The sequence below is a fragment of the Arthrobacter sp. NPDC090010 genome (assembly GCF_044748305.1).
Lineage (GTDB): Bacteria > Actinomycetota > Actinomycetes > Actinomycetales > Micrococcaceae > Arthrobacter_E.
In genome coordinates this window covers 173,909-186,173 of the sequence record NZ_JBIVFT010000008.1, presented here as the reverse complement: position 1 = coordinate 186,173, position 12,265 = coordinate 173,909, and the positions used below count along the sequence as shown (strand labels likewise).

At 66.5% G+C, this 12,265-nt stretch carries 11 protein-coding genes; 5 read left to right on the top strand and 6 right to left on the bottom strand.

The window, feature by feature from the left end:
• Positions 1–230: 230 nt before the first annotated feature.
• On the top strand, positions 231–983 hold the full coding sequence (locus tag ACIPXZ_RS13290) for a DUF4191 domain-containing protein (RefSeq protein WP_400595037.1): 753 nt from the start codon (positions 231–233) through the stop codon (positions 981–983).
• 92 nt (positions 984–1,075) lie between these two features.
• Here ACIPXZ_RS13290 and ACIPXZ_RS13285 read toward each other — a convergent pair whose 3' ends face one another.
• Together ACIPXZ_RS13285 and ACIPXZ_RS13280 are read right to left on the bottom strand one after the other, a co-directional pair.
• On the bottom strand, positions 1,076–1,708 hold the full coding sequence (locus ACIPXZ_RS13285; protein WP_400595035.1) for an RraA family protein: 633 nt from the start codon (positions 1,706–1,708) through the stop codon (positions 1,076–1,078).
• Positions 1,709–1,775: 67 nt separating this feature from the next.
• Positions 1,776–2,213 (bottom strand): RDD family protein, encoded by a 438-nt coding sequence (locus ACIPXZ_RS13280; RefSeq protein ID WP_400595033.1) that lies wholly within the window; start codon positions 2,211–2,213, stop codon positions 1,776–1,778.
• A gap of 302 nt (positions 2,214–2,515) precedes the next feature.
• Between ACIPXZ_RS13280 and glnA (ACIPXZ_RS13275) the strand changes: the two genes are divergently transcribed.
• The 4 genes from glnA (ACIPXZ_RS13275) (at position 2,516) to ACIPXZ_RS13260 (ending at position 5,418) form a co-directional block, all read left to right on the top strand.
• Positions 2,516–3,940 (top strand): type I glutamate--ammonia ligase, encoded by a 1,425-nt coding sequence (glnA, locus tag ACIPXZ_RS13275; RefSeq protein ID WP_400595031.1) that lies wholly within the window; start codon positions 2,516–2,518, stop codon positions 3,938–3,940.
• Positions 3,941–4,244: 304 nt separating this feature from the next.
• Positions 4,245–4,610, top strand: a complete 366-nt coding sequence (locus tag ACIPXZ_RS13270; RefSeq protein ID WP_400595029.1) for a hypothetical protein — start codon at positions 4,245–4,247, stop codon at positions 4,608–4,610.
• Positions 4,603–4,863, top strand: coding sequence for a hypothetical protein (locus ACIPXZ_RS13265; RefSeq protein ID WP_400595027.1), 261 nt, complete (start codon positions 4,603–4,605; stop codon positions 4,861–4,863). Before ACIPXZ_RS13270 ends, ACIPXZ_RS13265 begins: the two co-directional genes overlap by 8 nt.
• 69 nt (positions 4,864–4,932) lie before the next feature.
• Positions 4,933–5,418: an NUDIX domain-containing protein gene (locus tag ACIPXZ_RS13260; RefSeq protein WP_400595025.1), complete on the top strand. Its 486-nt coding sequence runs from the start codon at positions 4,933–4,935 to the stop codon at positions 5,416–5,418.
• 102 nt (positions 5,419–5,520) lie between these two features.
• Here ACIPXZ_RS13260 and ACIPXZ_RS13255 read toward each other — a convergent pair whose 3' ends face one another.
• From ACIPXZ_RS13255 to glnA (ACIPXZ_RS13240), 4 genes are read right to left on the bottom strand one after another with little or no spacing between them, the layout of a single operon-like run.
• Positions 5,521–6,285, bottom strand: a complete 765-nt coding sequence (locus ACIPXZ_RS13255; RefSeq protein ID WP_400595023.1) for an amino acid ABC transporter ATP-binding protein — start codon at positions 6,283–6,285, stop codon at positions 5,521–5,523.
• Positions 6,282–7,808 carry an amino acid ABC transporter substrate-binding protein/permease gene (locus tag ACIPXZ_RS13250; protein WP_400595021.1) on the bottom strand — a complete coding sequence of 509 codons (1,527 nt, stop codon included), beginning with the start codon at positions 7,806–7,808 and terminating at the stop codon, positions 6,282–6,284. Before ACIPXZ_RS13250 ends, ACIPXZ_RS13255 begins: the two co-directional genes overlap by 4 nt.
• A 26-nt stretch (positions 7,809–7,834) precedes the next feature.
• A complete protein-coding gene (locus tag ACIPXZ_RS13245; protein ID WP_400595057.1) occupies positions 7,835–10,861 on the bottom strand; it encodes a bifunctional [glutamine synthetase] adenylyltransferase/[glutamine synthetase]-adenylyl-L-tyrosine phosphorylase in 3,027 nt (1,008 codons plus the stop codon).
• A gap of 10 nt (positions 10,862–10,871) precedes the next feature.
• Positions 10,872–12,212, bottom strand: a complete 1,341-nt coding sequence (glnA, locus tag ACIPXZ_RS13240) for a type I glutamate--ammonia ligase (protein ID WP_400595018.1) — start codon at positions 12,210–12,212, stop codon at positions 10,872–10,874.
• Positions 12,213–12,265 lie beyond the last annotated feature (53 nt).

Genomic DNA, 12,265 nt, shown 5'->3' with positions numbered 1-12,265 from the left:
AAGGACGCGACATCCCCAACAACCTCACCCACATCGCCGACACCATCCAAGACTCCGGCACCACCCGCCAAGAAGCCCGCACCCTCCTCACCACCCAAAACTGAGCAGGCGGGATTTCCCTCGAAGGGGCGGTTTGCGGCGTCGGCCGGAAACCGCCCCTTCGGGCGTGAATCCCGGGAACCGGCGGCACGTTTCAGCAGGCACCCTCTGCTGGCTAGAATGGAAGCACTATGGCTAAATCCACCGACTCCAACGTCACCAATGGTGACGGTTCCGCCAAGCGCGGCCTCTTCAACCGCAAGCCCAAGGCCAACAAGGGTCCGAGCCGTCTGAAGCAGATCGGCGAGGTCTTCCAGATGACCCGCCGCCAGGATCCCAGCGCGGTCTGGCTCATGGTCCTCGCCTTTCTGGTGGTCGTGGGCATCAGCACGGGCGTCGGCGCCCTGTTCCAGAACTGGGTGACCGGCCTCATCATCGGCATCATGCTGGGCCTGCTCGCGGCGACGTTCATTCTGTCCCGTCGTGCCGAACGGGCCGCCTTCGCCCAGATCGAAGGCCAGGCCGGTGCCGCGGGTGCCGCTCTGGGCACCCTGCGCCGTGGCTGGATCGTGGAGCAGCAGCCGGTGGCAGCCAACCCCCGCACCCAGGACTTCGTCTTCCGCGCCGTCGGCCGCGCCGGCGTCGTCCTCGTCACGGAGGGTCCGCTCAGCCGGGTGCGCAGCCTGGCTGACGGCGAGCGGAAGCGCATGGCGCGCATCCTGCCCAACGTCCCGATCCACGTCATCCACGCGGGACGCGAGGAAGGCCAGACCCCCATCGGGAAGATCGCCGGAGCGATGCGCAAGCTGAAGCCCACCCTGACCAAGGTCGAGGTCAATGCGGTGTCCAAGCGACTTGCCTCGCTCGGTTCCAAGCTGCCGATTCCGAAGGGTGTCGATCCGTACAAGGCGCGCCCGGACCGCCGCGCCATGCGCGGACGCTGAGCCCCGAACGCCGACCGGCCGCCGTCGCTCCTGAACTCAGGAGCGACGGCGGCCGGTTCCGTTTAAGCACAACTCGCCCGTGCTGACCTGAGTCAGTCCGGCAGTCCCCCGGTGTCGCCGCCTGCGACCAGGCCGGCCCGAATCTTGCGGCGATGAGCCTGCTCCCAGTCATCCAGCGACTGGCCGGTCTCCGCGGTCTCGCGCTCCTCGGCAGCGCGGAGAAGGTCCGAGGCAAGATCGGCTTCCAGCACCACGATGCCTTCTTCATCAGCGACGACGACGTCGCCCGTGCGGATCGCGACGCCGCCCACCACAGCCTCGCCCTGGGGCAGGACGGCCTCCTTGGTCCCGGGCTTGGGGAACGCCCCGCGCGCGAAGACCGGGAATCCGATCTCACGGGCTTCGGCCACATCACGGACGTATCCGTCCACGACGAACGCGGCGATGCCGCGCTTCCGGGCCACAGCACACACATTGCCGCCCGCGACCGCGAGCTGAGAACCACCGGCGTCGACGACGATGACCGAGCCGGGAGCCGCACGATAGATGGCCGCATGCATCATCAGATTGTCCCCCGGGGCGCAGCGGACGGCGTAGACAGGCCCGGCCACTCTGGGCATGTCCGCCCACAGAGGACGGATTCCCGGATCGACGATCCGGTCCTCCCCCACGAGGTCGGCCAGGGAGGTGGGTGAGACATCCGGCAGCTGCTGGGGCTCGGTCAAGTGTTGCTCCTTCGTCGGGGATACAGTTCAGCCCCGGCCGGAATGGGCCGGGGCTGAAGGGGCGGGATCAGCGGCGGATGAGCACCGTCTTCATCGCCTTGTCGTGCAGACCACGCTGATCGGGGTCGAAGATGATCGCAGGAATGACCAGGCACAGAAGTGCCGCGCGGACCAGCGCCGCAGGAATCCCCGCTGGGGAGCCGTCGAGACGGACCACGTGGATGTTGGAGATGCGGTGCCCGATGCTGTACCCGAGGGTTCCGACCAGGATCGCCTGCTCGGCGAAGAACACGGCCAGGGTGGCCCATGAGTTGCCGCTGAAGAAGGCGTTGCTGATCAGTAGGCAGAGTCCCCAGTCGATGCAGATCGCGAGGATGCGCCGGCCGGCCCGCGCCAACGAACCGGGCCCCGTCTCAGGCAGCCCCAGGCGTGCACCAGGATACTTGCTGATGTGAGATGTGTCGGGGCCTTCCAGCCAGGAACCTAGATCGCGTCGAGTCACCACAGGCTTAAGCCTATCGGCTCGCAGCTTCCCGCGAGTCCGGGTGTTCCCGGCGGGGCCTCAGCATCTTCCCGGACCGGCCGCGTAGAGTGACAAAGGTACGCAACCCTGGCGTGGCCCCTGTACAGGGGCGGCACTGGAGTCCTGTAACGTGCCGGAAACAAAGCAGACACCCTCGGGTAATGCCCGGCACCTAGGCTGTTCATCAGTTGATGACGCGGCAGCGGTTCAGGCGAGTTCTGAACGGACCGGACTCCGGCTGTCGTCGCCCTCAGGCCACCGGCCCCATCCCGTTAGGAGCACGAATGTTCACCAGTGCGGACGAAGTCCTCAAGTTCATCAAGGATGAGGACGTCAAGTTCGTCGACATCCGTTTCACCGATCTCCCGGGTGTGCAGCAGCACTTCAACGTCCCGGCCAAGACGGTCGACGCAGACTTCTTCGTCAACGGCCAGCTCTTCGACGGGTCCTCCATCCGTGGTTTCCAGGGCATCGCCGAGTCGGATATGCAGCTCATCCCGGATGTCACCACCGCCTTCCTCGACCCGTTCCGTGTCGAGAAGACCCTTGCGCTGAACTTCTCGATCGTGAACCCGCGCACCGGTGAGCCGTACCACCGCGATCCCCGCGGCATCGCCGAGCGCGCCGAGGCCTACCTCGCATCCACCGGCATCGCGGATACCGCCTTCTTCGCCGCTGAGGCCGAGTTCTACGTCTTCGACAACGTCCAGTTCGAGTCCTCCCCGCAGGGCGCGTTCTACAAGATCGACTCCATCGAGGCTCCGTGGAACAGCGGCCGCGAGGAGCTCGGCGGCAACCTCGGCAACAAGACCCCCTTCAAGGGCGGTTACTTCCCCGTGGCCCCGGTGGACCACCAGGCTGATCTGCGTGACGCCATGTGCCTGAACCTCGACGAGGTGGGCCTCGAGGTCGAGCGCTCCCACCACGAGGTCGGTGCCGCAGGCCAGGCCGAGATCAACTACAAGTTCTCCACCCTGGTCCACGCCGCCGACGATGTGCTGAAGTTCAAGTACGTCATCAAGAACACCGCCCTGGAGTACGGCAAGACCGTGACTTTCATGCCGAAGCCGGTCTTCGGCGACAACGGCTCGGGCATGCACTGTCACCAGTCGCTGTGGAGCAACGGCGACCCGCTGTTCTACGACGAGAAGGGCTACGCGGGCCTCTCGGACGTCGCCCGCTGGTACATCGGCGGCATCCTCAAGCACGCCTCGGCGCTGCTCGCCTTCACCAACCCCACGGTGAACTCCTACCGTCGCCTGGTCAAGGGCTACGAGGCCCCCGTGAACATGGTCTACTCGCAGGGCAACCGCTCCGCCGGCATCCGCATCCCGATCACGGGTTCCAACCCGAAGGCCAAGCGCATCGAGTTCCGCGCTCCTGACGCCGCTTCCAACCCGTACCTTGCCTTCTCCGCTCAGCTCATGGCCGGCATCGACGGGATCCGCAACCGCATCGAGCCCCCGGCCCCGATCGACAAGGACCTCTACGAGCTGCCCGCCGAGGAAGCCAAGGACATCCCCAAGGCTCCGGGTTCGCTCGAGGAGGCCCTCGAGGCCCTGGAGAACGACAACGAGTTCCTGCAGGCCGGTGGCGTGTTCACCCAGGACCTGATCGACACCTGGATCGCCTACAAGCGCGAGAACGAGATCGCCCCGCTGACGCTCCGCCCGAACCCGTACGAGTTCGAGCTGTACTACGGCGTCTGATCGCCTGAGACAGACCGTGCGGATCCCATCCGCCGTCTGAGGCGAGGACACGGAAGGCCCCGGAAGAATCATCTTCCGGGGCCTTCCCACGTCCACCCCGGCGGTCTCATTCCTGAGAAAAAACTGTCTGTTCGCCCTGGACACGGTGGGATGGCGTCATGGTTCGGGGGGCTCGGACACATCTACATGGGACCCCACATCGAGGTGCGGCTGCTCTGTCGTCCTTCACGGGCGACTCGAGCGGCCTGCACCATTGTCTCCTCCACCGAAAACGGCGTCGAGGGTCCCGTGGAAAGGACCTCACATGACCGCCATCCGCCTCCCCAACACCAGCCACTCCGATCTCCTCGCCCTGGTCAGCCAGGAACTCCTCGCCCAGGAGAAGAAATGGGGACCCCAGGACTACCCTGACGGAACCGGGCCTCAGAACACCTGGGCGTACCGAGGTCGGGCCCAGGACGTCCGCGAGCAGAGCTGGCGGGAGACCGACGTCCATTCGGACCTCGGTTCCGTGACGTTCCGGCACATCCTCGCCGAGGAGATGTTCGAGACCTTCGCCGAGACCGATCCTGAGAAGCTGTCCACCGAACTCGTTCACGTAGCCGCGGTCGCGCTCCAGTGGGCCGCCGCCATCGGCCGCCGTGCAGCGAAGGACGGCACCCGTGTTTAAGCCGTCCATCGCCATCGGCGACAGCATCCGCATCTCGGAGCAGCTCGTCATCGGGCCGCACGACTACACGGACCGCACCGGGACAGTGGACCAGGAGCGGTTCGACGTCCGGGGAGTGACCCTGCATGTCGAGTTCCCCGGCACCGGGCTCCCTGGAGATTGGTTCCACCCCGACGAACTCAGCCTCACCGAATCGGACGGGCCGGCGAGGCGTTCCCGGAGGGGCCGACGGCGCGAGCTCGAGTCGTCATGAGCACTGCGTAACCACCTGTTCATGACAGCCGTCCGGCTCCGGGGAACACCGCTGGGTTAGGCTCGGTGCATGTCCGAACTCAGTCCTGAAAGCCGCGAATACTTCCGCACTCTCCCCCGCCGCCGGGTGGCCGCAGGCCTCGTGATCCGGGACGACGAGGGCCGGGTCCTCGCCGTCGAACCCAACTACAAGGACGGCTGGCTCCTGCCCGGCGGCACCGTCGACGCCGGTGAGGCGCCGCGGGCGGCCGCCCGCCGCGAAGGTCTTGAGGAACTGGGACTGGACATCCCGCCGGGCGCACTGCTGATCATCGGCCACTCGGCGTTCCCCGATCCCGTCGGAGACGGCTTGAACTTCCTCTACGACGGCGGTGTCCTGCCCGCCGGGACCCGGATCGTGCTGCAGGAGGCCGAACTGCTCAGCTGGCGCTTCGTCGCCGAATCCGAATTCCCCGCCTACTTCGGCGTGCACGGAGCCCTGCACGTCTCTTCGGCCCTCCGCGCGCTGCGGGAAGGGCGCGTCATCGAGCTTCAGGACCGCGACGAGGTGCTCTGAGCCCGGTCTTTCACACGACGACGGCGGCCTCCCTCGGTGAGGGGGCCGCCGTCGTCGGCCGCGCTGCGTCGTCCGGGCTGGATCGTCGTCAGCGCGGGAGGCTCAGAGCACCTTGGAGAGGAAGTCCTTGGTGCGCTGCTGCTGGGGATCACCGAAAAGCTGCTCCGGAGCGCCCTCTTCACAGATGTACCCATCGGCCATGAAGATCACCCGGTCCGCCACCTCACGGGCGAATCCCATCTCGTGGGTGACCATGACCATGGTCATGCCCTCGGCTGCCAGGTCCTTGATGACCTGAAGCACCTCGCCGACCATCTCGGGGTCGAGAGCCGAGGTGGCTTCGTCGAAGAGCATGATGTCAGGGTTCATGGCGAGAGCCCGTGCGATCGCCACACGCTGCTTCTGACCACCCGAGAGGGACACCGGGCGGGCATCGGCCTTGGCCTCCAGGCCGACGCGGGCGAGAAGCTTCAGGCCGGTCGCCCGGGCCTCCTCCTTGCTCAGCTTGCCGGTCTCCACCGGGGCCAGCATGATGTTCTCGATCACGCTCATGTGCGGGAACAGATTGAAGTGCTGGAACACCATGCCGATCTGGCGACGCACCTGGTTGATGTCCACCTTCGGATCGGTCAGATCGAAGCCGTTCACGTTCACGTGCCCGCCGCTGATCTCCTCGAGCTTGTTCAGGCAGCGCAGGAAGGTGGACTTGCCGGAACCTGACGGGCCGATCACGGCCACCACTTCGCCTTCGTGGACCACCGCGTCCAGGCCCTTGAGGACCTCGTTGTTCCCGAAGGACTTCTTCAGACCGGTCACGGCGATCTTCTCGGACCGGGTTCCGGGCTCCACCTGGGTGTTGATGCTCATTTGTTGAACTTCCTGTCCGCATAGTTGGCCAGCTGGGTCAGCAGCATGATGACCACGAAGTACAGTGCCGCCACGATGACCAGCGTCTCCGTGATACGGAAGTTGCTCGCGTAGATCTGCTGGCCCTGGTACAGCAGCTCGGCGAAGCCGATGGCCAGCAGCAGCGACGAGTCCTTGAGCATGATGATCAGCTGGTTGATCAGTGAGGGCGTCATGAGCTTGAATGCCTGCGGCACCACGACCTTCTGCATCGATTTGCCGTAGCCGAGGCCGAGGCTGCGCGCGGCTTCAAGCTGCCCGGGATCCACCGACTGGATGCCTCCACGGACGATCTCCGTGATGTAAGCCCCGGAGTTCAGACTCAGCGTCAGGACACCGGCCACCCAGATGTCGATCGGCTGGCCCGTCAGCTGAGGAACGCCGAAGTAGAAGAAGAACGCCCACACCAGCAACGGGGTGCCGCGGAAGACATTCACGAAGGTCGTGGCCACGCCTCGGGCGACCACGTTCCGTGAGATCTTCAGGAAGCCGAAGAACAGACCCAGCACCATGGCCACGGCGAAGGAGATGATGGTCACCACCACCGTGTTCCGCAGGCCGCTCATCAGTGCCGGGAAGCTCTGGACCACCAGATCCCAGAAGCTGCTCGGTGCGGCTGCCTCGGGCGACTTCAGGTACTTGTCGAGGAGCTTCTGGTACTCGCCGTCGGCCTTCATGTCCCCGAGGCCCTTGTTGAACGCGGCCAGCAGTTCCGGGTTCTTGCCCTTGTTCACGGCGAAGCCGTAGCTGCCGCCGGGGATCTTGTCCGTCACGGTCTTCAGACCGTTGTTCTGGCTGACTCCGTAGGCCAGCACAGGGTAATCGTCGAAGACGGCGACGGCGTTGCCGGACTTGACGAGTTCGTACATGGTGGCCGACTGGTCAAGGGACTTGACGGTGAAACCGTACTGCGGCGCGAGCTTCTTGGCCTCGGATTCACCCTCGGAACCGGTCTTGGCCGCCACGACCTTGCCCTTGAGGTCCGAGTAGCTCTTGACCTCGTTGTTGTTCTTCGCCACCGCCATCTGGACGCCCGACTCGAAGTAGGGGTCGGAGAAGTCGTAGATCTGCTTGCGTTCCGGGGTGATCGACATGCCTGCGATCACTCCGTCCACCTGGTTGGAGGACAGCGCCTGGAGGGCTGCGTTGAAGCCGAGGGACTTGATCTCGACCTGGAATCCCTCACGCTCGGCGATGGCGCGGATGAGGTCCATGTCGATCCCCACCAGGTTCCCGGACGAATCCCGGAACTCGAACGGTGCGAACGTGGTGTCCGTGCCGATCACGAACGTCTTGCCCTTCACATCGTGCGGCGCGGCCGCCGATGCTGCGGGTACTGCGATGCCGACGACGGCGAGGCAGGCCGTCAGCAGGGCCAGGAACGGCCGGAAGAGCCGCCTCAGGCCGGGCGTCCTCGCATCGCGTTGTCCGGGGCTCTGGCCGCGGCGTCGGGCCCGGCCGGCCTCCATGGGTGATCGGTTCATCCTGATCCTCTCGTCGGTGCTGATCCTCAGCGGTGCCCGTAGAACTCGCGCTCGAAAACGGCGCGGGCCCTGCGGGTCAGGCGGAGATAGTGTTCTTCGAAATCGGCCGCATGTGATGCGGGGTGGCCGCACCAGCGCGAGACCGCCTCAAGGTCCCGTCGTGCGGATGGCAACAGATCGGAGGCGCGCCCGGACCAGATGACGTTGGCGCTTCGCACCCGGCTCGCCAGCTGCCACGCCTCGGCAAGGAGTTCGGCGTCGTCCTGTTCCAGCAGTTCGAGCCGGGTCAGCTCACGCAGGGCCTCCATGGTCGAGGTGGTCCTCAGGACCGGGTGGAGATGTGCGTGTTCGAGCTGGCGGAGCTGAACGAGCCACTCGACATCGCTCAACCCTCCCCTGCCGAGCTTGACATGACGTGAGGGGTCGGCGCCGCGGGGCAGCCGTTCGGCCTCCACTCGCGCTTTGATCCTGCGGATCTCCCGTTCGTCCTGGGCCGAGAGCTCGACCGGGTAGCGCAGCGGGTCGATCAGCTCCACGAACTGTTCGGCGAGTCCGTCATCTCCGGCGATCGGCCGCGCCCTCAGGAGGGCCTGGGCTTCCCAGATGAGGGACCAGCGCTCGTAGTACGCCCTGAAAGCGTCGAGGGAGCGGACCATCGGCCCATTCTTCCCTTCCGGCCGCAGATCGGCATCCAGGGCCAGCACCCGTTCCGCCTGAATGGCCGGCTTCAGGGGCTGTGTGAGAAGCGTGGAGATCCGGCCGACGATCTTCAAGGCCTGCTGCTGGGCCACTGCCTCCGGCACCCCGGGCAGGGCTTGGTGAACGTACATGACGTCCGCGTCCGAACCGTAGCCGATCTCCCGTCCGCCCTGGCGGCCCATCGCGACCACGAGCACCCGGGTGAGCAGACCGCCGTCGGCCTCCGCCTCACGCTCCGCCACATGCAGCGCCCCGAGAATCGCGGCCCGGTCCGCATCGGCCAGAGCCCGCGACACGGCGTCCTGGTCCAGCACACCGGCCGCATCGCCGATGGCGGTGCGGAGGATCTCACGGCGCCGGATCAAGCGGATCAGCCGCATGGCGCTGGACGCGTTCTCGTGCCGCGCCATCTTGGAACGGATCTCCTGCCACTGCGCGTCGAAGGGCACCGGCACCAGTTCCTTGTCGTTGCCCAGCCAGGCGACGGACTCAGGAGAGACCTCGAGAAGATCGGCGATCAGCCGGGAGTCCGCCAGCACATGACACAGCCGTTCCGCGGCGGCCTGCGAGTCACGCAGCAGTCCGAGGTACCAATGCGTCGCACCGAGTGCTTCGCTGACGCGCCGGAAAGCGAGCAGTCCGGCATCGGGGTCCAGCCCCTCCGCAAGCCAGCCGAGCAGCACCGGAAGCAACTGCCGCTGCAGGGAGGCCCGCCGGCTGACCCCGCTGGTCAAGGCCGCGATATGCCTCATCGCACCGTCGGGGTCACGGTAGCCGAGCGCGGCCAGCCGTGCGGACGCAGCCTCCGGGCTCAGCCGGGCCTCGTCGCGGCTGAGGGACGCCGTGGTGCCCAGCAAGGGCCGGTAGAAGATCTGCTCGTGCAGTTCCCGGACTCTGCGTTTGGTCTTCTGCCAGCCCGTGATCAGGGCGTTCGCCGTGGGCCTGACGGTGGTCAGCGACCCCTCGACGGCCCGCGCCAAGGCACGCAGCTCATCGTCCTTCTCCGGCATGAGGTGCGTACGGCGCATCTGCACCATCTGGATGCGGTGTTCGATGACCCGCAGCTGCCGGTAGGCGCGGTCGAACTCGGAGGCATCCGCGCGTCCGATGTAACCGCCTGCCGACAGGGCGGCGATCGCGGAGGTGGTGTCCCTGACCCGCAGGCTGCCATCGGCCATGCCGTGTACCAACTGCAGGAGCTGGACTGTGAACTCCACGTCCCGCAAGCCGCCGGGACCGAGTTTGATCTGCCGCGTGACCTCTGCTGCGGGGATGTTGTCGGTGACTCTGCGCCGCATCGCCTGCACGGATTCGACGAAGCCGTCCCGGCCGGCCGAGGCCCAGACCAGAGGCTGTGTCATCTCCTCGAACGCCCGCCCCAGGGCCGCGTCACCGGCCATGGCCCGGGCCTTCAGGAGAGCCTGGAACTCCCAGCTCTCCGCCCAGCGGGCGTAGTACTGGCGATGCGATTCGAGGGTCCGTACGAGCGGCCCGTCCTTGCCTTCGGGGCGCAGATTGGCGTCGACCTCCCAGAGTCCCGGCTCGCGGCCCGGGCTCTGGATCACCCTGGCCAGCGTGCTCGCCAGGAAGGTGGCGATCCTGACACCCTGAGCCTCATCCAGTGAGTCGGCTTCGTGGAGATAGATGACATCCACATCGGAGATGTAGTTCAGTTCGCGCGCGCCGCTCTTGCCCATGCCGATCACGGCGAGTCCGACGGCCGCCACTTCCTCCGCGGGGAACAGCTGAGCGGCTTCGGCCCGGGCGACGGCGAGCGCGGCTTCCAGCGCTGCGGCCGCCAGATCGGACAGCTCCGCCCCGGCGAGGGGCATGAAGTCTCGCGGGTCCGCGGCGCACAGATCACGGATGGCCAGGTCCGTCAGATGCCGTCGGTAGCGGGTGCGGAGCGCCGTCTGGGCATCCTGACCGGTCACTGTCGCGGTCGGACGAGGGCTGCGGGGGTCGGCTCCCACCGACGCCAGAAGAGAGGCCCGGAGGGAGTCCCCCGGCACTCGGGACGGTTCGGGTCCCACCTGCCGCTCCAGAACGGCGCCTTCCTCCGGATGACGCACCAGGAAGTCGGCGAGCGCCTGAGAGGCGCCCAGGAGCCGGAACAGGGGTTCGGAGCGTTCCGGGCCGGCCTGCACCAGGGCGGCGACGCCACGGCTTCCCGGTCCGTCTTTCTCCAGCAGGTGCAGCAAGGACAGAAGCGCCTCGTCCGGGTTGGCCGAGAGCGCCAGGCCCTCGAAGAGCCGTTCCTGGTCCAAGCCCTGGAGTTCCGGCGCGCCGAGGAACCTCTCGCCGCGTTCGAGGTCGCTGAACCCTGCGGCGATCAGTCGCCGGGCGACACTGATGGCCACCGGGTTACAGGATCCCCAGATTGCGCTGGAGCTCGTAGGGAGTGACCTGGAGCCGGTAGTCGCTCCATTCGGCCCGCTTGTTGCGCAGGAAGTGTTCGAAGACCTGTTCCCCGAGGACCTCTGCCATGAACTCGGAGTTCTCCATGGTGTTGATCGAGTCGTGCAGGCTGGCCGGGAGAGGGTCGTGACCCAGGGCGCGGCGTTCCGCGGTGGAGAGCGAGGCGATGTCCTCCTCGGAGGCGGGCGGCAGCTCGTAGCCCTCCTCGATGCCCTTCAGCCCGGCGCCGAGCAGCACCGCATAGGCCAGGTACGGGTTGGCCGCCGAGTCGATGCCCCGGTACTCCACTCGCGCCGAGTTGCCCTTCCCGGGCTTGTACAGCGGGACGCGGACCAGCGCCGAGCGGTTGTTGTGGCCCCAGGAGACGTAGCTCGGGGCCTCCCCACCGCCCCACAGCCTCTTGTAGGAGTTCACGAACTGGTTGGTGACCGCAGTGAATTCGGGAGCGTGGTGAAGGATGCCTGCGATGAACTGACGGGCCGTGCGGGAGAGCTCGTACTCGGCCCCGGCTTCGTGGAAGGCATTGGTGTCGCCCTCGAAGAGGGAGAAGTGCGTGTGCATCCCGGAGCCCGGGTGCTGGGTGAACGGCTTCGGCATGAAGGTCGCGTAGCTGCCCTGCTGGAGCGCGACCTCCTTGATGACGGTCCGGAACGTCATGATGTTGTCCGCCGTCTGGAGGGCATCGGCGTAGCGCAGGTCGATCTCGTTCTGACCCGGCCCCGCTTCGTGGTGGCTGAATTCCACGGAGATGCCCACGGATTCCAGCATGGTCACGGCTGTACGGCGGAAGTCCTGGGCGACGCCGCCCGGGACATGGTCGAAGTAGCCGCCTTCGTCCGCGGGCACGGGAAGCCCGTCCGGTCCGGGCTTGTCCGACTTCAGGAGGTAGAACTCGATCTCGGGATGCGTATAGCAGGTGAACCCCATGTCCGCGGCCTTGGCGAGGGTGCGCTTGAGGACGTTACGGGGATCGGCGGCGCTGGGCTGCCCGTCAGGGGTGAGGATGTCACAGAACATCCGGCTGGTCTGCTCGGTTTCGCCACGCCACGGCAGGATCTGGAACGTCGACGGGTCCGGCTGGGCCAGCATGTCGGATTCGTAGACCCGGGCCAGGCCCTCGATCGAGGAGCCGTCGAAGCCCAGTCCCTCAGCGAAGGCGCCTTCCACCTCGGCCGGGGCGAGCGCGACCGATTTGAGTGAGCCCACCACGTCCGTGAACCACAGTCGGACGAAACGAACGTCTCGCTCTTCAATGGTCCGGAGCACGAATTCCTGTTGGCGGTCCATGCTGCTCTCACTTCCTGTGGGCCCCGCGCCGGGGCTCGTCTACTGTGCTGCCT